Origin of the sequence: Paenibacillus sp. FSL H7-0942 (assembly GCF_045040715.1) — a bacterium.
Taxonomy (GTDB): Bacteria; Bacillota; Bacilli; order Paenibacillales; family Paenibacillaceae; genus Paenibacillus; species Paenibacillus amylolyticus.
Window position 1 is genome coordinate 3200721 of the sequence record NZ_CP150279.1, and the last position, 20459, is coordinate 3221179.

General features: G+C 44.3%; 19 protein-coding genes. 14 read left to right on the top strand and 5 right to left on the bottom strand.

Annotated elements, in window-relative coordinates; genetic code table 11:
* Nucleotides 1-45 precede the first annotated feature (45 nt).
* The 6 genes from MHI48_RS14355 to MHI48_RS14380 all read left to right on the top strand — a co-directional run bounded on the left by MHI48_RS14355 (nt 46) and on the right by MHI48_RS14380 (nt 6053).
* A complete protein-coding gene (locus tag MHI48_RS14355; RefSeq protein ID WP_405144401.1) occupies nt 46-936 on the top strand; it encodes a carbohydrate ABC transporter permease in 891 nt (296 codons plus the stop codon).
* 14 nt (nt 937-950) lie between these two features.
* Nucleotides 951-1832, top strand: coding sequence for a carbohydrate ABC transporter permease (locus MHI48_RS14360; RefSeq protein ID WP_083677364.1), 882 nt, complete (start codon nt 951-953; stop codon nt 1830-1832).
* Between the two features lie 200 nt (nt 1833-2032).
* Nucleotides 2033-3442, top strand: a complete 1410-nt coding sequence (locus MHI48_RS14365; protein WP_076327667.1) for a spore germination protein — start codon at nt 2033-2035, stop codon at nt 3440-3442.
* 40 nt (nt 3443-3482) lie between these two features.
* On the top strand, nt 3483-4598 hold the full coding sequence (locus tag MHI48_RS14370) for an endospore germination permease (RefSeq protein WP_047842877.1): 1116 nt from the start codon (nt 3483-3485) through the stop codon (nt 4596-4598).
* A 42-nt stretch (nt 4599-4640) separates the two neighbouring features.
* Nucleotides 4641-5792, top strand: a complete 1152-nt coding sequence (locus tag MHI48_RS14375; protein ID WP_179086464.1) for a Ger(x)C family spore germination protein — start codon at nt 4641-4643, stop codon at nt 5790-5792.
* A gap of 42 nt (nt 5793-5834) precedes the next feature.
* Nucleotides 5835-6053 (top strand): hypothetical protein, encoded by a 219-nt coding sequence (locus MHI48_RS14380; protein WP_036608149.1) that lies wholly within the window; start codon nt 5835-5837, stop codon nt 6051-6053.
* Nucleotides 6054-6136: 83 nt separating this feature from the next.
* On the opposite strand, the gene MHI48_RS14385 is transcribed toward MHI48_RS14380, so the two are convergent.
* A complete protein-coding gene (locus MHI48_RS14385; protein WP_076327666.1) occupies nt 6137-7411 on the bottom strand; it encodes a stalk domain-containing protein in 1275 nt (424 codons plus the stop codon).
* Between the two features lie 266 nt (nt 7412-7677).
* Here MHI48_RS14385 and MHI48_RS14390 point away from each other — a divergent pair, with 266 nt between their 5' ends.
* Nucleotides 7678-8100, top strand: coding sequence for a hypothetical protein (locus tag MHI48_RS14390; protein ID WP_076327665.1), 423 nt, complete (start codon nt 7678-7680; stop codon nt 8098-8100).
* 96 nt (nt 8101-8196) lie between these two features.
* On the opposite strand, the gene MHI48_RS14395 is transcribed toward MHI48_RS14390, so the two are convergent.
* Complete coding sequence (locus MHI48_RS14395; protein WP_076327664.1) at nt 8197-8622, bottom strand: hypothetical protein; 426 nt, start codon at nt 8620-8622, stop codon at nt 8197-8199.
* 46 nt (nt 8623-8668) lie between these two features.
* The gene (locus MHI48_RS14400; protein WP_076327663.1) at nt 8669-9901 is read right to left on the bottom strand and encodes a GAF domain-containing protein; all 1233 of its coding nucleotides are present in this window, start codon (nt 9899-9901) and stop codon (nt 8669-8671) included.
* Between the two features lie 163 nt (nt 9902-10064).
* On the opposite strand from MHI48_RS14400, the gene MHI48_RS14405 reads away from it, so the two are divergent.
* The 5 genes from MHI48_RS14405 to MHI48_RS14425 all read left to right on the top strand — a co-directional run bounded on the left by MHI48_RS14405 (nt 10065) and on the right by MHI48_RS14425 (nt 16247).
* On the top strand, nt 10065-10373 hold the full coding sequence (locus MHI48_RS14405; RefSeq protein WP_036608134.1) for a hypothetical protein: 309 nt from the start codon (nt 10065-10067) through the stop codon (nt 10371-10373).
* Nucleotides 10374-10564: 191 nt separating this feature from the next.
* Entirely contained in the window at nt 10565-11131 is a 567-nt protein-coding gene (locus MHI48_RS14410) for an alpha/beta fold hydrolase (protein ID WP_083677388.1), read from the top strand.
* 192 nt (nt 11132-11323) lie between these two features.
* The gene (locus MHI48_RS14415) at nt 11324-12322 is read left to right on the top strand and encodes an AraC family transcriptional regulator (protein WP_076327662.1); all 999 of its coding nucleotides are present in this window, start codon (nt 11324-11326) and stop codon (nt 12320-12322) included.
* A gap of 129 nt (nt 12323-12451) precedes the next feature.
* Nucleotides 12452-13246 carry an SDR family NAD(P)-dependent oxidoreductase gene (locus tag MHI48_RS14420; protein ID WP_036608125.1) on the top strand — a complete coding sequence of 265 codons (795 nt, stop codon included), beginning with the start codon at nt 12452-12454 and terminating at the stop codon, nt 13244-13246.
* 190 nt (nt 13247-13436) lie between these two features.
* Nucleotides 13437-16247 carry a glycoside hydrolase family 2 TIM barrel-domain containing protein gene (locus MHI48_RS14425; protein ID WP_076327661.1) on the top strand — a complete coding sequence of 937 codons (2811 nt, stop codon included), beginning with the start codon at nt 13437-13439 and terminating at the stop codon, nt 16245-16247.
* Between the two features lie 106 nt (nt 16248-16353).
* Here the strand turns inward: MHI48_RS14425 and MHI48_RS14430 are convergent, their stop codons facing one another.
* Together MHI48_RS14430 and MHI48_RS14435 are read right to left on the bottom strand one after the other, a co-directional pair.
* Entirely contained in the window at nt 16354-17727 is a 1374-nt protein-coding gene (locus tag MHI48_RS14430) for a sugar phosphate nucleotidyltransferase (RefSeq protein WP_076327660.1), read from the bottom strand.
* 17 nt (nt 17728-17744) lie between these two features.
* Entirely contained in the window at nt 17745-18554 is an 810-nt protein-coding gene (locus tag MHI48_RS14435) for a DUF6492 family protein (protein ID WP_076327659.1), read from the bottom strand.
* Nucleotides 18555-18756: 202 nt separating this feature from the next.
* Here MHI48_RS14435 and MHI48_RS14440 point away from each other — a divergent pair, with 202 nt between their 5' ends.
* Nucleotides 18757-19521 carry a YheC/YheD family protein gene (locus MHI48_RS14440; RefSeq protein WP_076249384.1) on the top strand — a complete coding sequence of 255 codons (765 nt, stop codon included), beginning with the start codon at nt 18757-18759 and terminating at the stop codon, nt 19519-19521.
* Between the two features lie 197 nt (nt 19522-19718).
* Nucleotides 19719-20459 carry a LytTR family DNA-binding domain-containing protein gene (locus MHI48_RS14445; RefSeq protein WP_076317948.1) on the top strand — a complete coding sequence of 247 codons (741 nt, stop codon included), beginning with the start codon at nt 19719-19721 and terminating at the stop codon, nt 20457-20459.

A 20459-nucleotide genomic window follows, 5' to 3' on the forward strand; every position in this document is an offset into this window, starting at 1 on the left:
AAGCGAATGAATATACACATCCGATGATAACTGGGGGGATAGAACATGTTTGCCAAAACGATTCGCAAGGACCATTACGGCTACTACTTCATTGCTCCGTTTTTTATTATTTTCACCACTTTTGGACTGTATCCCATTTTATATTCGCTTTATATCAGTTTCACCAACTTTGATGGGATCACGACACCTGACTTTGTAGGGATCGGTAACTACGTTGCCGTATTACAAGACCCGTTGTTCTACAAAACCTTGTTTAATACGTTATTCATCTGGGGCGTATCTGTAGTTCCACAGCTCACAATCTCACTTGTGTTGGCTTTTATCCTGAATGATAAGCTGCTCAAAGGACGGGACTTTTTCAGAGCCGTATACTTTTTTCCCAACATCGTTACGGCGGCATCACTTGGATTGCTTGTCAGCTTGATTTTTGACTGGCAGTCTGGCGGACTGAATCATTTTTTTGTGCAGACCGGCATAATACAAGATCCAATTAACTGGAAAAATGATCCCTGGTTTATGCGTCTTATTGTATCATCCATTTTGTTTTTTCAATACTTCGGCTATTCCATGGTCATCTACCTTGCAGGTCTTCAGGGCATTGATCCTTCATTGCTGGAAGCTGCACAGATGGATGGCGCGAAAAAGAAACATATTTTCATCCATATTATCGTGCCGATGCTCCGTCCAATTATTCTGTTTCAGATGATTACATCCATTATTGGTGGCATCCAGATTTTCGATCAGCCATTTACACTAACCAACGGCAATGGCGGTCCTGACCGAGCAGCCATGACGAGCATTATGTATCTCTATAATGTAGCATTTCAGAGCACACGATTTGGTTACGGCGCTGCCATCGCATTTTGCCTGTTTATTATCATCATATTGTTTTCCGTTGCATCCTTCATCATGACCAAGCGGAAGAGCCGTTCATAGGGAGGGGAGTTCTTATGCAAACTGCAAAATCAGTTGAACAACCAAATGCGGCGATTCAGCAATATGCCAATACAAGGGGCCTGATGGCAGGTAAAATCATCATCTATCTGTTGCTGACAGGTCTTGCCGTGCTCTGCATTATTCCATTTTATCTGATGCTCATCTATTCAACACATAACAATGCAACGATTGCTTCAACGTTTACCTTTCTTCCTGGATCGTTTTTAGTCGATAATTATATGAACATGGTATCGAAAATCAACATTTGGCGTGGGTTTGCCAACAGCATATTTATTGCTGGAACATCGACCGTATTATCTCTGTATATTGGGGCTTTAACTGCGTATGGATTTGCCAAATTTAAATTCAAAGGACGAAACGGGTTGTTCCTGTTTCTGTTAGCAACCATGATGGTACCGGGTCAACTGGCTCTGATCGGCGTATATCGACTATTCAGCATGATGGGACTTCTGGATAGTTATGCCGCAATTATTTTGCCTGCTGCGGCTAACGCGTTTAATGTATTTTTTATCAAACAGTTCATGGAGAGCAGCATCCCGGATGAGATTATTGAATCTGCGCGGGTGGACAGTGCCGGTGAGTTCCGGACGTTCAATCAGATTGTACTGCCTATTCTGGGGCCGGCAATCGCCGCCCTTGGCATATTCACGTTTATCGGATCATGGAATAATTTCCTAACACCGCTGGTGCTGTTTTTCTCCCTGGATAAATATCCGCTTCCGGTATTGGTTGCGCTAGTGCAGGGGTACTATGGGATGGATTATGGGCTCTTGTATTTGGGTGTAGCGATCTCAATCCTGCCTATTATCATTGTATTCTCTATATTTTCCAAACAGATTATTGGGAGTGTTGCTTTGGGTGCTGTGAAAGGATAGTGATCAATAGAAAATAGGGAATTGCAAAGAGCAAGATCAACGAATTCATAGGAATGCAATAGCGTTCTATATCATCAGAGTCGCTCATGAGGGCGGCTTTTTTGGCATTCTATATTTTGCGTATATATCCCATCTGATAAGTAAAGGATACCTTTAACTGAGAATATCTGGACGGAGCGTTTACGGAAAGGGGAGGCGTCATGGACACATCAGCGATAACACAACAGGACCTGCCATTAACCGGAAATCTTGTTATTGATCAAGAAATGTTACGCTCCGTTTTTGCGGGTTGCTCGGACGTTGTATTTCATACATTCCAAACGGCGTGTCTTACTTCAGCATTATGCGTATATTGTGTTGGTGTATGCGATACGGAGCGGCTGGAACGACAGGTACTAACGCCCCTTCAGGAAATGGGGATCAAAGCTGCGCAAGTTCCGCTAGCTTCTGTTAAGCAAGTTGAAACGACTACTCAGGCAGTACAGGCCATATTTGAAGGAGAAGCTCTGTTACTGATGGACGGTTCAATAGGCGGAACTACATACCCCCTATACCTAGCTGCAAATCGTTCAACGGAAGAACCGTTAGCTGAATCGACCGTACGTGGTGCACGGGATGGGTTCACAGAATCGTTGACCATGAATATGTCATTACTGCGCAAACGTCTCAAGACACCTGCACTGAAGATTCATACACGGAACATGGGAGATCGTACAAACACCAGTATTTCACTTGTATACATGGAGGGGATTATTGATCCCAAACTTGTTAAGGAAGTGGAGACACGACTTGGCGATTTAAAGCTCCGAGACGTACTGGAGAGTCAGTACATTGAAGAAGGCATTGTTGACCAGCGATATTCACCATTTCCACAGATGATTGCGACGGAGCGCCCGGATGTTGTTGTTTCCAACTTGCTGGAAGGTCGGTTTGCTATTCTCGTTGACGGAACGCCGTTTACCCTTATCGCGCCAGTAACCATTTTTTCCATGTTACAATCCCCTGAAGATTATTATCAAAATGTGTTCATGAGTGTTTTTGTACGCTGGCTGCGATACATTTTTTTTGTTTTATCCATGCTGCTTCCATCGGCTTATGTAGCGATTACGACGTTTCATCAGGAGATGATTCCTACCGTATTACTTCTCAGTATTGCTCGGGCGAGAGAAGAGATCCCTTTTCCTGCCCTGGTGGAAGCACTCATTATGGAAATTGCCTTTGAAGCATTGCGTGAGGCTGGCGTCCGATTGCCCAAGCAGGTCGGATCAGCGGTCAGTATCGTGGGCGCCTTAATTATTGGGCAAGCGGCGACGAGTGCCGGAATTGTCTCAGCCCCCATGATTATCATTGTAGCGATTACCGGTATCGCTTCTTTCATGATCCCTCGCTATGCTGCCAGCATCGCGACCCGTCTACTACGTTTTCCCATGATGTTTCTTGCAGGAACGTTGGGACTCACGGGTGTCATGCTGGGAGTCATCTTGGTTGTCATTCATCTGAGCAGTCTTCGTTCATTTGGAACACCTTATCTTTCACCGGTAGCACCTACGATGGCTAAGGAACTTAAGGATGTATGGTGGCGTCCATCTCCAAGGAACAAACCACACTAGAACAATCTACATTCGAGCAAACAAGGGAGCGGGATTACATATGTTGACGGACAAAGGGAAAATATCGGTGACTCAATTGGCATTTATGGTCTTTCCCGCCATTCTCGCGACGGCTATCTTGTCTGTGCCTGGAATTACAATGCACTATGCAGGACATGACATGTGGATGACTCCAATTATAGGTTCAATCGTTGGATTGGCTGCTATTGGTATTTCCGTTGGACTTGATCGTTTGTACCCTGGAAAAACGCTCATTCAATCCAGCGTATTGATTATTGGTCGGATTCCGGGCAAGTTATTTGGCCTGATATATATCGCTTTTTTGCCCCACCTGACGGGCTTGATTATTCGGGAATACGGTGAATTCATTGTCAATAATGCACTTCCGCGTACACCTTTGTTTGTTGTGATGGGTACGATGGTTGTTGTATGTGCGATTAATGTCAGACTTGGGATTGAAGTTGTCGGACGAACCGCTCAGGTGTTTGTTACCCTGCTGATCGTTCTGCTGGCTTTGATCTTTATATTGTTGATTGGTGAACTGAATCCTGCCGAGCTGTTTCCTTTTATGGAGAAGGGTCCCATTCCCATTATTACGGGGGCTGCTGCACCTGCTGCATGGTTTAGTGAATATATCGTGCTGGCTTTTCTGCTACCTTATGTGAATGAAAAAAAACGAATAACCCGGGTCATGCTGGGTTCCCTTGTGTTTACAACAACTGCAATGACAGTTACCAATCTGTTTTGCCTGTTTTTGATTGGTGATTTGACGGATACATTTGTATTTCCGGTCATGATCGCAGCAAGATACATAACCATTGCGGACTTTCTACAGCATATCGAATCCCTTATTATTGCTATCTGGATTTTCGGTATTTTCGTTAAAATTTCTGTTTTTCTATATATCTTTGCTACATCAACCGCGGAATGGTTTGGTTTGCGAGACTACAAACCTGTGGTTGGTCCACTTTCGTTCCTGTGCATGATATTTGCTTACTGGGTTGTGTCCGGTGGATCCGGTATTTCCAGTTTGGTTAGCGCTTCAGCCAACTTGTATACGATCAGCATTTTATTAATCCTTCCGGCTATGATCTACGGTGTCGCATGGCTGAAGAAAGGGTGGGCACATTTTCGGAAGAATCGAGCGAACACCTGATTGATGGGGGAGGAGCACTTGCGAATATATAGAGTACTACTAATGCCAATATTGTGTTGTGTGCTATTAAGTGGATGCTGGGATCGCATCGAGATTAACGATTTGGCTATCGTGCTGGCTACAGGGATAGATTATGAAGATGGTGAAGTACATTTGACTTCACAGATTTTCATTCCGCGGAAGGCGAGTGCAGGAGATAGTAGTGGGAGTGGAGGCAGTCCAAGCGGGGTAACAATGATTCGAACAGCGGAAGGACGTACAATTGCAGAGGCATTGAATCGGTTACAACGTAAAGTTCCCCGGAATATGTTCTGGGGCCACTGCGAAGTCATAATCATCAGTGAGCAAGCAGGCAAACGCGGTATCCGCGAGTATATCGATTTCTTCCTGCGTTACCCTCAGTTCAGGGAGCATGCATATGTCTTTTCCAGCGAAAAGGCTGCGAAAGATATCCTTGCGTTACTTGATCCACTGGAGCGAAGTTCTGCTGAATCGCTACGTGAGATGGCCAATCTGAAGTTAGGTACACGTGTTACTGCGCTTGAACTGGCTAAATCTATTGAAGGTCCGAGCAGTTCAGCCATTTTGTCTCGCATGTTAATCTTACCCCCGGAGCCCGATCAGGATAAACTGACGACTACGCCATATGTGAAAGGTCTGAGTATGTATAAGAAGGATCGTTATGTCAAGACGGTCAAAGAACCACTAAGCGTAGGTGTATTACTACTTGCAAAAGAACTGAACAGCATTATCATGCCCGTTGAGTTTGAGCCGTTAAAGGGTTCTTTTTCGATAAGACTCATTGAAAATAAAACCTCCTTGAAGCCGCGAATTGTAAACAAACAGTGGAGTATGAAGGTCGACATCCAAACCAGGGGAGAAGTGGTGTTAAATACGACGGATGCAAATCTGACTGATCCCGCTGTATTAACTAAACTGGAAAAGGAATGGTCGGCCAAACTCACATCTTTGGCTCATGATGCTTTAGTCATGTCCCAGAAAGAGCTGCGCTCCGATTTCTTCAAATTCGCAGTTGAATTTCGCAGATATTACCCGCATCAATGGAAAGCGCAGGAGAAGAACTGGGAAACCATCTATCCTGATATGGACGTGGAAGTCAACGTAGATGCACATGTAGTACGTACCGGAAAATCAACAGGACCACAGGGGATACCTAATGAGGACGAAAGTTGAACAGAATCGGCTCCTGTACAAGCCTGGAAGAGAGGTGATTGAATGAAACTAGGCTCAATCCTTGGAATATTGATGCTGGCGACTGCGATAGTGTATGGAGAGTGGAAGAGCAGCAAAGAGAAGCGAGCCAGAATAGTGAGCGCGGGATTTACTGCTGTAGCAGCAGTAATTGGGATTATTCTTCTCTTTCAGCCCCGTTTGCCTGGTCCTACCCAGTTTGTGAAGCTTATATTTGGAAGTGTGGATAAATTTATAAAATAAGATGATGGGAAAAAGAAGGACCAAGTCTCTGCGTACCAGAGGCGCGGTCCTTCTTTTATTTAAGTTGTATCCAGTTAGAAAGTTTACTCTTTGATCACAGAAGCATTTACGGCATCTTCCATTTTCGTATTGTAGGAACGGAACAGACCCAGACGCCAGAACGCGGCTCCTTTGAGGTCATAACGTTTGGCGAGACCCAGCTTATCATCAACAGAGGACGGCGTTTCACTGCTTAGACTGATACCGAGCAGAAGTTTACTCTTTGGGACACCGGCCTGTATGGCTAATTGAATTGCCTGATCTACAAGACTATTTGGCTCAGGTACCTGAGATTTGGTGCCAACCGGATTATACTGATAGGCCATAATGATAAGATCATCTGCAATAGAGGCAAGTGTTTTGTAATCATAACCTTTATAAGCACTATTTAGCGGCGGTACCGCTAGAGATAAAGCTGTGTCCTGGGGCAAGGAACTCTTTAGTTGTTTCACGTAAGCATTGAGCAGCTTCTGTTGTTCTACCGCATCCAGTTTAAAGCCCAGTCCCTCAAAATCCAGAACAACTCCGCCAAAACCATGCTCCGTGACAGCAGCAGTTATACCTTCAATCGATTTCAGCCGCAGGCTCTTGTCGCTCAGAACTTTGGTCAGTTCTCCGTTTCCATCCAAGGCATACACCATGAGCTGTGGTTGGATCTGTTGATCTGCTGCATCAGCAACGATGGACTGCGGTGTAATATCACCCGCAGCAGCAGGGAGACGGTACTCATCCCCTTGGAGCGTGAACTGACCTTCACGATCAATGCGGCTCCAGCCAAAGGCTACGGAATTCATGGAAGTAATAAGGTCCTTTTCTTGAAAGGATTGCAATGCATAAAAGGCTCTCAGGTGCATCTCGCGTTGTGGGGAGACAAGGGAGACCGTCTTGGTTGCTTGATTCCAGCTTACTTGTACACCGAATTGGTTACTGAACGAACTTAGTGGAATAAGTACGCGGCCCTCCCGCTGAACGGGTGCTGCAGCAAGTGTAACTTTTTTTCCATTTACGGTCGCTGTGGTGCTGCCAACTTGTAATAGTACCTCGGTAGTTTGTCCTTTCACAGTGTTCGTTGCTTTTACAGTCTGTGATTTGCTGTTCCAGGTAATATCGATACCTAGGGCTTCACCGACCGACCGAAACGGAACATAAGTGACACCTTTATCAACTCGTGGAGCTGCATCAAATTTCAGGGGCACATCATCCAATTGAACTGAGATGGCCGGGGCAGCATAGGCTCCACCGATATTGGGGGTACTTCCAAGAATAGAGAGAGCAATTACAGTAACCGCAGCGATTTTTCCTGCTCTTTTAATAAGCATCGTTTGTGTCCTCCAACTCCGTACATAATAGTAGAATCGTATTTTGAACAGAATCTAGTAATCTAACATATGTAGCATAACAAAATTTTCATATCGTTCCAATATAAGAGTCCGAAATGTAGTCATATATACCATATCGCTGTTTAATAGGTTCTTCCAACCATAGTGTAATTAAATGATAGCTTTGGTGAGTTGTTGGCTAGAAGTCCAAACACAATAGTAACCTACGAATATACTATCCTATCCCAACATTAGGAGGTAGATTGATGAGCACATTTCTGGATGCAAGAACATCACAAAATGCCAGTTTGGCCAACTCAATAGCTATTCCAATATTATTACTGAACACCCCACAGCTCTTTGGTCAAATCGGTCTGCAAACTGCCGGAGCAGGAGCGAATCCCAGAGTTCAATTTAAAGGAACGGTTTCTGTACAATTACCTTTAGCTCTTGTGGGCATAACGATTACCGTTGTAAGAGGTACCTTGTCAACGGACCCGGTTATTTACTCCGCAACGTCCACATTTGGTTTAAGTGTATTGGCACCACAAGTAATTACATTCTCTGGAAATGATTTTAATCCACCGATTTTACCACAATTAACTTACACTGCTTTTGTAAGCTCCAACTTGCTGGGAACAATCCGCGTTGGTCCCGAGAATTTTGATGGATTTGTGGTCTCTGATTAATAGCTCGCTCTAAAAATAGTTATGTTATCGTAAAAACAACCCCATATCTCTAATCTACGGGAAACCGATTAGAGGTATGGGGTTGTACGTGTTTGTTCAATCTGAAACGACATATCCGTCGAAACTCTCGGGTCCAACCCGAGTAGTACCGAGCAGGTTTGTGCTGATAAATGCGGTATAGGTTAATTGAGGCATAAGCGGTGGGTTATAGTCAGTGGAAGAGAAGACAATCACTTCAGGGTTAAGCAGACCATTCAGACCATATGTGTGGTTTCCCGAGTATACAATTGGATCGGTTGCGATTGTTCCTCTTACCACAGTAATCCTCACTATAAAAAGTGCACGCGGCAATTGCACCGTGATGGTTCCTTTTAATGAAACTCTTAGATTGGTTCCGGCTCCAGCGGTGATGAGACCAATCTGGCCGAATAATTGTTGCGTAAAAATCACTGGAATCGGTATGGAAATGGAATTAAACAACGCAGCATTTTGCGATGATCTTGCATCCAGAAATTGAGTCAACGTATATACCTCCTATCTGTTTCAGATAGAATAACATATTCATCATTCAGATTTTCGCATGGACGGAGGGTGCAGCGCTGGAGATATTAAAGACAAACCGACTGCCCATAGGACTGGACTCTTTAAGCCATACAATGCCACCCATTAATTCAGCGAGTTGTTTACAGATGGACAGGCCAAGCCCCGCTCCGCCATACTTTCCTGAATCACCATGAATCTGGGAATAGGATTTGAACAACAGATCCTGACGGTCCTGCGGGATGCCGATGCCCGTATCCTTTATTTCGTAGGATGCATGGAGAGTACCTTTGGTATCAGCAGATACCTCAGTAGAGATGCATACTTCACCTGTCTCCGTAAATTTTAGCGCATTCCCAACGAGATTGATTAAAATCTGACGAACTTTGTGCTGATCGCCCATAAGCATCAGATGATCATTAATATTATATTCTGCGTACAACCTAATTCCTTTTTTCTGTGCTTCAGAAGAGAATAATTGTAATACATGTTCAACTGTGTCAGAGACACTATAGGGCTTGATCTCCAGAGAGATCGCACCCGCTTCTGCTTTGGAGTAGTCCAGAATTTGATCCATCATCGACAGAAGGCTGGCGCCACTTGACTCAATGACATTAACATATAACGATTGATCCTCACTCAGCCTGGTCGATTGCAACAGATTGGCCATTGCAAGAACACCATTCATTGGCGTCCGGATTTCATGGCTGAGAACGGCCAGCAAATTTTTCTTTTCTTCAAGCACTTTTGCAGCGGTCTCTTCCGCCTGTTTTAACTGTTGCAGAGTTGTTTCCATCTCAAGAAGACTCGTGAAAAATGAAGACAAGGAGAGAAGCAGATCCACGTCCTTTTGTTGATAGGAGTAGAAATCTTGATCAAATGAGCAAAGGGAGCCGTAGATTTCTCCGTTCTCATTATGTATAGGCACACCAACAAATGAACACCCACCTACGAATTCGGTTGCGTCCATATGTCTGGTTAATGGATGTGTTAGATTATTATTGATTACTAACGGGCCTTGGGAATGTTCAGTCACAAGTGCACAGTATGACTCGGCGTTATCAACGACCAGCCCCTCACCCAGAATGAGTTTGTCACGATTATATACGTTCAGAACCTTGGTGGATAGATGATCCAACTGGGCAATACAAAACGTGTTTGCAGGAATTAACCTGCTTGCCGTGTCCATGACATTAGCAGCCGAATCATATAATTTATGTGAGACAAGGGATAGTACATCAATGAATTCTGTTTTTAACATATTGATTTGACTCCTCCTGATTGTAGAAATTCGTTGTGCACTGTATTCAGTATATATGAATTTGAAGAATCGATCATGTATGGTTTTGACAGTGGAAGACGGAAATGAGAAAATATAATGCTGTGTAACATGTATATATTAATAAAGTTTTGGAGGCAAATCAATGAATCAGCGTTTTCGAATTACCCGATCCATGCAAGATAGTAATGCCGAACAATCCATCTCGCTGGAAGAGTGCAAACTCTACTTCGAATCCCAACCCGATTTTACCTATTCACCGGTTCTTAACATTGTAGGAGCAGAGAGCACCATGACCATTGAGGGGGACTTTTTTATGTGGGACCTTGAGGGTGCACAGATTGCTTTTCGTTTGTACATGGGGGATCTGTATGTAGCTATTTCTAACGAAGCTATTGTACCCAAAATGATTGAGATTGCAACAGATCTACGTGCAGATATCGTTGAAGGATAAGAAGTAGAGAACTAGAGTTTGATAAAATGTAATGATGTTAGTTGTAGTATACTTTAGACATCCCTGTAAAAATGAGACTAAAGATTCATTTATATTCCATATGTTAGATTGTAATATATGGAATATAAAACATTTTACAGGAGGGTAATGAAGTGAAAAAGACCAAATTAATACTTGTTGTATTCCTGAGCATGATCCTTGCCTTATCAATAACTGGAATAGGATCGAGTTCAAAGGCTTCTGCAGCTACGGCACGTACACCCATTGTATTGGTACATGGATTGACCGGTTCAGATAGCAATTTTACAGCAATTGAGAGTTATTTGCGTAGCCAAGGGTGGACCAGAGACGAATTATTCGCGATTGACCTTCCTAGCAAACAAGGAAACCAGCTGTTGAACTCCGCAGCAATTAGTCGATTCGTAGATGATGTTCTACGCCAAACGGGTCATACAAAAGTCAATATTATAGCTCATAGCATGGGTGGAGCTAATAGTCTCTATTACATACTTAACCGTGGAGGCGCTTCCAAAGTGGATAAGTTGATTACCCTTGGCGGGGCTAATCGATTGACCACAACGACAGCTCCGAGTGGAATAAAGGTGACTTCCATCTATTCCACCAGTGACACGATTGTGTCCCCGGTACTTTCCCGGTTGAACGGGGCGAACAACGTTTCGGTTTCCCTCGTATCCCATATCGGTCTGCTGTTTAACTCGCGGGTGAATGCCCTGATCAAAACTGCGTTGAATGAGTAGCTGAACATACAAAATGTGCATTTTTTCATTGATATACAATGATTGACTTGAACACGACTGGCCATTTATGGGCAGTCGTGTTTTCGTATTACCCGGAAATGGCTCGCTGAGGTAAGTTTCAAAAATAGGTACATCCGTTCTATAATTAGAAATCAGAATTAAAAATGGAACAAGTTAAAGGAGTCTATATACATGCAACTTCTACCGAATGATCGAATTAAAGTTCATCCAGGTTTCTGGGCTGGTTTACATCAATTAGGGATTGGTGCTCACGACGTAGCTCGCACTGCACAATTGCCTCTTGAAGTAATCACTCAACCTGTAGTGACCCAATCTCAATACTTCGCAATCTGGCAGGCCTACTCTGATCTCAATGGGGACACCGCCGAGGGCATCATCAAACTTGCAACCGGATATGCAATATCGAAGTATCCTCCGCCTGTACTGGCGATGTACCATGCTCGTGATTATCGTGATGCGTTGAATCGCATGGTGCGTTACAAGCAAATGTGTCCTCCCGAGAGTTTGCAGATTACCGAAGCAGGGGAGGAATGTATCATTGAACTCGAATGGTTACATAAGGAGCAACAAGGTCCGCCATTGCTGGTTGGTATTACGCTGGCATTTCTGATCGAACTTGGACGGAGGGGCACAGGACAACCTTTGACTGCCAAAAGGGTTGAGTTCTCCCAACCGATGGGTGACGTAGCCACCCTTGAGGCTTACTTCGGCTGCCGAGTTGATACGAATTCTAACCATAATCGGCTGACGCTGGAACGGAAAGATCTGAGTCTTCCATTTCTATCGTATAACGAGGAGTTACTGGAGATTCTGACCCCGGCACTGGATCGGTCGCTGGACGAACAAGAGAGCAATCGTTCCATTACTGAAGTGGTCAAATGGATTATGAAACGCAGCCTCACAGGAAAGCGCCCTGACATCCAGACAGTCGCCAAAGAGCTTCGCATGAGTGATCGTACCTTGCAGCGGCGACTGACGGAGGAGAACACAAACTTCAAGCAATTATTAACCGAGGCCAGACGTGAGCAGGCCCGAGCGTACCTTGCAGATCCTTCGCTCGATATCAAAGAAGTGGCATTTCTGGTTGGATATGAAGACCAGAATTCGTTCTATCGTGCTTTCAAAACCTGGGAAGGGGATACACCTTCAAATTGGCGTGTAAGGCAATAACTCTGGCGCAAAATGCTAGTTACTAGGTCCTTCAGACTGCGTAATATTATACCTATCCGGTGCATGAAGCTATTGGCAATGTCCAGAAGAAGCAGCCGGATAGTTGTAATCATGAAGGAGAAATGCAGGATGGATATGGGACTAAAAGAGAAAACAGCCTTAGTTACAGGATCGACAAAAGGGATCGGCAAAGCGATTGCTATAGAACTCGCTCGAGAAGGTGTTCATGTTCTGATTAATGGACGTAATGATGAAGAGGTGGAACAAACCGTTCGTGAAATCAAGTCCACTTTTCCGGAGACCTCTCCGCAAAAGGCTACCGCTGATCTTGTGGATCTGGCGCAACGGCAAGCTTTATTCGAGAAATTTCCTGAAGTTGATATATTAATCAATAACATGGGGATATATGAAATCATGAGTTATGAAGACATAAATGATGAAGTGTGGGAGAAATATTTCCGGACTAATGTACTTGCTGCCAATGGCTTGTCCCAATTTTATTTACCTAAAATGGTGAAGAACAATGACGGGCGTATTATTTTCATCGCAAGTGAAGAAGCCCTTATGCCTTCAGGCCAGATGCCACAATATTGCATGACCAAGTCAATGCTGCTGTCATTATCTAAAAGTTTGTCCAAACTGACAGCAGGAACCGAGGTTACGATCAATACGATCCTGCCAGGTCCAACACTGTCCGAAAACGTACAAGAAATCATTGAGGGCATATACCCTGATGAGGCACTGACTTTTGAGGAAAAAGAGAAAGACTTTATGAAGAGTAATCTGCCACAGTCCGAATTACAGCGATTCATCAAGCCAAGTGAAATAGGCAGACTCGCTGCATTTGTATGCAGCCCATATGCTTCAGCCTTCAGAGGCTCTCCCATCCGGATGGACGGGGGCATGGTTCCCACCATATTTTAAAATTGTTCAGGATACAGGATATGGTTCCATAAGATGTCGCCAGCATTGGCGACTTTTTTATTTGTAAATGATCTATGCGAGGGGCGTCAATCAAGTTTATAATACAAGTATGATTTTATCCGAAAACGGTTTCTGTTACTTGGAAGCGATTACTTGTATCGATTATATGAATCTAAAAGGGGACAATATCATGATAGAAGCAATAAATCTGGAAGGCATATGGAAACTCCAACTTGATGAACATAAGGTGGAACGTGGTCTGAATTTCTCAGACGTTATTACATTGCCAAATACTACATCTCATGCGGCCAAGGGCAAGAAAAACGAGAATGTGTTAATCGGTGCGCTGACGGATGAGTACTTATTCGAGGGTTATGCCTGGTTTTCACGAGAGATTGAAATTCCCGAACACTTGGCTGGAAAACATTGCTTCTTGCATCTGGAACGAACAAGAGTTACCACAGTCTGGATTGATGGGGTGGAATGGGGAACGCAAAACAGTCTGAACACACCTCACCGTTACGAGATTGAGGCAGGGTTAACCGCTGGGACTCATACAATTACCATTCGAGTGGACAATACCAATTATCCAACCAAAGGTGGTCACCTTACATCCGAAGACACGCAGACGAATTGGAACGGCATCACCGGGAAATTGGAACTTCAATTTTTCGAGCGTGTTTTCCTGGATAATGTTCAGGTCTATCCCGATCTTGCGACTCGATCTTTCGAGATCAAGGCAGCACTTGTTGGTGACCTGCAAGAAGTACGAATCGTGGTTTCAGCTGTTGCAGTCAGTGCAGATCCGGTGTATACGACCGTGGAACAGATTTTCGCCCCGGATTCGCAGGAAATCCAGCTGACGTACAGTATTGGTGAAGATGCGATGTTATGGAGTGATGATGAACCTAACCTGTACCAACTTCATATTCATCTGCAAGATCAGGACGGGGAAGTGCTGGATTCCACCGAAGTATGGACGGGATTACGGGAATTCCGGGCTACCGGAGACAAATTCACCATTAATGGTCGCAAAACGTTTCTTCGAGGCAAACATGACGGGCTGATCTTTCCGCTCACGGGATACGCTCCAACAGATGTGGATGAATGGGTTCGTATTCTCGCTATCTCCAAGTCCTACGGTATCAATCACTACCGTTTCCATACCTGTTGTCCTCCGGAGGCTGCTTTTATTGCAGCGGATCTGCTCGGCATCTACATGGAGCCTGAGCTTCCGTTCTGGGGAACGATTACGGATGAATCTTCGGATGGGCATAATCAAGCCGAGCAGGATTACTTGATTAGCGAAGGATTTGCGATGCTGCGTGCTTTTGGTAATCATCCTTCGTTTGTCATGATGTCCATGGGGAATGAACTATGGGGAAGCAAGGACAGATTGAATTCGATCCTGAAGGTATACAAAGCATATGATCATCGTCATCTATACACCGAAGGTTCGAATAACTTTCAGTTTGTGCCGGACATTCTGGAGGAAAGTGAATTCTTCTGCGGGGTTCGTTTCTCCAAAGAGCGCCTGTTCAGAGGTTCATATGCGATGTGTGATGCTCCGCTCGGTCACGTGCAGACCGACCTGCCAAATACATTGAAAGATTACGATTCAAACATTGTACCTGAGCAAGGCAGCGATGCTGACCCTTCTGGTCAGACTGGGGACAAAGAGATTCAGATTCAGTATGGGACAGGTTCCAAAACAGTGCAGGCCGAAGCTGGAAGTGACCAACTTGTCTCACACGTACCAATCATCTCGCATGAAATTGGACAGTACGCCACGTTTCCTAATTTCGAGGAGATCAACAAGTATACGGGTTCTCTCAAAGCCAAGAATTTCGAAGTGTTTCGAGAGCGTCTGAATGCCAACGGGCTGGGACATCTGGCGGAAGCATACTTCAGAGCCTCTGGTAAACTCGCGGTCGCATGTTACAAGGAAGAACTGGAAGCTGCTTTTCGTTCGAAGCAACTAGCCGGGTTCCAGCTGCTGGATCTTCAGGATTTCAGTGGTCAGGGAACGGCGCTGGTGGGTGTACTGGACGCATTCATGGATTCCAAAGGCATGATTACACCTGAGGAGTGGAGAACGTTTTGTTCCGACGCTGTGTTGTTGGCGAGATTCCCCAAATATAATTATCAAGCGGGTGAATTGTTCGAAGCACGCATTGAACTAAGTTACTTCCGCAGACAGGCATTGGACGGACGTCATCTGAAGTGGGAGCTACATGGTGAGGATTCCACCCTTACAGAAGGGAAAGCAGACCTGCCAGTGACCCATGGAGAACATTATGTGAATGTCGCGGATCTCAGCATTCGCATTCCTGAAGTCTCCAATATGACCAAAGTGGAGCTTAGACTGTCCATTCCGGGCACGGATATCCGTAAGTCTTACGACCTGTGGATCTACCCGAGACAGGAGGAAGTGGACCTGAGCGGTTTGAATCTATTTACCGAACTCTCGGAACAGGCGTTGGCGCTGCTTGAGCAGGGCGAGGATATTTTACTTTTCCCGAATCCCAATGAGCTTCAACACGCGATCCAAGGTTTCTATAGCACCGATTTCTGGTCTTACCCTATGTTCCGATCCATCTCGGAGAATATGAAAAGAGAAGTTCCTGTGGGCACAATGGGCTTGTTAATTCAACAGGATCATCCGGCCTTCGAACATTTTGTCACAGAGGAGCACTCAACTTATCCGTGGTGGAGCATCGTGTCCGAGTCGTCATCGATCATCTTGGATGAGTTGGATAAAGACTTGAATCCGATCGTGCAGACCATTGACAATTTTGAGCGAAACCACAAGCTCGGCCTGTTGATGGAGTGTCGGGTTCGGAAGGGGAGAGTGCTGATGGGAGCGCTGAATCTGGAGCGTCTGATGACTACATTGGAGGGCAGACAGTTGTTATACAGCTTCCAGCGTTATGTACAAAGTTCCGCTTACCAGCCAGTTGCACGTCTGGAAGTAGAGGAACTTCGCAAGTTGTTTAACTAAGATATAGGGAGAAGAAGTGTCAGGTTTCCCTTAATTATGCCAATGAGCCCCTTCCGCGAATGGAAGGGGCTATAAGACACTCAGATTGAATCGGTTCATTCTCTCATTATGCGTTAAATGAACCTGCACTTTTTAGGATTACATTCCAATCTTCTTCTTCAAAAAGTATGTTGTCTTTCTCCTCTGTTACTCCGATCCGGACCTCAAGGATCACCATCCTGGTTTCAGACAGAATAGAAAAGAGACTCTCCTTGGTAATCGCGAACTGATTGCCCATACTCACTTGCATGACCTTTCCGTTGACAAGCACTTGCCCACTGCCTGCAAGCACGGTCCATGCTCTACACCCAGTTCTATGCCAGTTCAACCCGATATGTTTGCCCGGTAGAACCGTTATGTTTAATGTGGTTACAGTTGTATTCTCATCTTCAAACGAACTCTCAATGACACGATAATTGCCCCAAGTTGCTTCACCATACATCGGTTTTAATGGCAAGTTACCCAATTGCGCTTTAATTTCATTTGAATTATTTTTGTTGGCAATGAGAATGCCATCCGGACTTGCGGCAGCGATAATACCTGGCACGCCAATGACTTGAATGGGGTAGGGAAGCTCGTTAATAATATAGGAATCTGAGGAAGAACCCGAGATTCCACCGTGTCCGATTACATGGGTATCTAACTGTGCGCACAGCGTATCCCAGCTTCCGATATCCTGCCATACTCCCACATAAGGCAGGACTACGGCTCGCTGTGCCTTTTCTGCAACATGCTTGTCAAAACTCCGTTCAGGCAACGCTTCATACAGGGACGACAATTGATCATAATGAACCGGAAGCCCCATTTTTTTAATATGGGATATCATAAACGCGACGGTGAACGCGTACACACCGCAGTTCCATAGTGCCCCACGTTGTAGCAGCGTTTCAGCAATGGAGGCTTCGGGTTTTTCTATAAATTGTGTTATGGGCGCATAAGCATTACGTTCTTCCCCACCCGGCAGGATGTATCCATACTGTTCTGAAGCATGTGTAGGCCTTGTCCCAATTAAAGCGATATCGGCTTGAGAGTGTTTCAGTATATCCGGAAGTAATTGGAAGTTGCTGAAAAAATCTTCACCTGCGAACACATCAGCTGGCGCGATACAGATCACATCGTTATCTTTGGCCATTCGGAAGGATTGCAGATATAACGTCGCTAAGGCCGCCGCAGTAAAAGTGCCTCGTTTATAAGGTTCCCCAATGACTGGTATTTTGCCTTGAGTATGTCGTGCCGTAATATTAGCCTGATCTTGATGTGAAATAATGAGTGTTGAATCCGTTAGGGATGAACTGTCAAGCTGGCGGCATACTCTGCTGATCATGGATTCCCTACCTCCAGCGGGTGATGGAAGTATATCTATGAACAGCTTGGAGCGAAGCTCATTGGATAACGGCCAGAGCCTTTTGCCAGAGCCGCCGCACAGCATTACGATATGCATGGGCTTCCTCCTTAAGCTCAGGGAGCTTTACTATAGATTTTCCGTTTATGAAAGGAAAGAGAACGATATTTAAGAGCCAGATTGCGGATTTGTTGCTCTTTTAACGAAGAAGCGTTCACATTCAGACTTTTATTCTTGGAACTTCTAAGGACCATGCTGCCTGGGTTTTTCGTATACATAAAATTGGCATACGTTTCATACTCGGAGAAACCAAACTGTTTTTTCTTATTGATATTGGAGATGATGGCTTTGTACCATGGCAGTTTATGAACCGCTTCAATTTTCTGTTTTAAGGTAGCGAGTTTCGATTTGTCGAACAGCATATAATGGGTGACAAAAGAGCGGGGACGCGGAGCTTTCATGCCTAACAACTTGCGGTAGGTATTGAAATATTCCGGCTGGCTCCAGTCACGGCAGTAAAAGACTGTTTTGCCTTCTACAAGAAATGAATGAGGTTTAATCAGTACGGTATCTGCATCCATGACTAGAAAGTACTTTGCCTTCACAATGGAATCTCCGTTCATTTTGAGCAGCTGCTGATATAACCAGCCTGACCGATTCCATCGGGAGGACTGGTAGTGTATGTCGTTTTTGGTTATAGGCAGGACGGATCGCTCATTAACAAAAATGCAGTTTTTAAGGGAACAAAGTTTTCTGATCTTGGTGCTGACCGGAGAAACAATATATATGCTTCCAATGGGATGTTTTACATAACGGCGAATGTTATCGATGACGAGGGGAAGGGTAGCCAAATCTTTCTCGATCGCTGGTATAAGAACATCAATCTTAGGCGCATTATTCAACCGGATTCCAGGCTGGACGGACATCTTCTCAACTCCTTGCACAAATCGTGATGACTCATTATATGGTATGTGTGCAAAAGTGTTTTGGTCAGGGCATGTGCAAATATACATTTTTACGAATAGGGGCTTTTGTTGAGGGTTCCTTTATCGGTATTACATATAATGCTTGCAGGATCTTGATCAAACAGCAGGCTTTGATGCGGTTGCTGAAGGGAGAGTTTACGACATGGGAGTTGATAAGTTGCAGCCGTTAAGAAGCAAGTGGTTAAAAACAAAATTGATCATTAATAATGAATTAATTAAACCGTTTATCCCCGACACACAGAAATATAACAAAACGAATCTGAAATCCATGATCAGCAAATATGGAATGGTCTATGTCAAACCCGAGAGAGGTACTTTCGGGATGGGTGTTATTAAGGCGGAGATGGAAAGTCAGCAACATTTTGTCTATCAGATCGAGCAAAAACGTCTGACGTTTGACAGCTTTGAATCGTTTTATAACAGTCTGACTCGTCTGGTGAATAAAAGAAGTTATCTGATTCAGAGAGGAATCCATCTGCTTAAGCACAATAACAGACGTTTTGACATCCGTGTCATGATACAGCTAAGCCCGACCAAACATTGGGAAGCTACCGGAATCATCGGTCGACTGGGTCATCCAAAGAAAATCGTAACCAATTATCATAGTGGTGGTACACCGATGGATATTCACAAGCTGCTAAAATCACATGCATCCACCAAACGCAGAAATGAACTGATTCAAGAGATGAATGAGCTTAGCCTGCGCATAGCTCGTCATATGAAAAAAAAGTACCCGCATCTTAAGCAAATTGGTGTGGATATCGGCCTTGACCACAGTCTGAAACCCTGGATTATTGAAGTGAATGTCAAACCTGACCCATATATATTCAATCAATTAAAGGACAAGACGATGTATCGCAAGGTAATACGGTATTACCGCCATGCTTTCCCAAAAAAAACAAAATAACAGACTGGACTTTTCATAGGAATGCTGGAGAAGGTTACAAGCTCAAGAGTCGCCAATGTGGCGACTTTTTTTGTTGATCTGCGTTTTAGGGTCGGAATAATGCATTTCATCCCCATTCGACTCCGAAACCTATGCTAAAATAGTATATTCGAGAGTGAAATTCAGAGTCGATGTCGATGAAAGGCGGATGTTCCCCCATGTTCAATATTGCAATCTGTGATGATGAGGAGCAGCAACGAGAACGTGTGAAATCCATGCTGGTCTCCTTATCTCTAAAAACCAATTTTGATTTTCAAATTAGCCTATTCACATCTGGTGAACAACTGCTCTCACACTACAGAGAGGTTGGGGATACATTCAATATTCTCATCTTGGATGTGGAGATGGGCGGAATGAACGGGATTCAGACCGCTAAAGAGATCAGGAACATGAAGTTTCTGGATGTACAGATTATGTTTCTGACCAGTTACCCGGAATATATGGTGGAGAGCTTTGATGTCATCACCTTTCAATATCTGATCAAGCCAATCCAGCCACAAGTTTTCGAGGAGAAGATGATTAAGCTGTGTCAATATTTTCAAGCATTGGACAAAAAGTATGTACTAATCAAATCAGACTATGATGAATTGCTGCTGAAATATGATGATATTCTCTGGATTGAGGTCGTCAAAAGTTTAACAATCAAGAACAAGTTGAATTTTGTGACACAGGAAAATGTACATGAGACCAAAGGCATTTTATCCTGTTATGCTACCGGTTTGAAAGACCATGGTTTCTTGCAGATTCATCGCTCGATTATCATCAACCTGATGCATGTTCAGAAGTTTTCCGGTACCCAGGTCGTTATGTTGAATGGAACGGAACTGCCCATAGGTCGATCCAAGGTCAAAGAAATCAAGGATGCTTACACCAAATATATGATCATGAGGATTCAATGA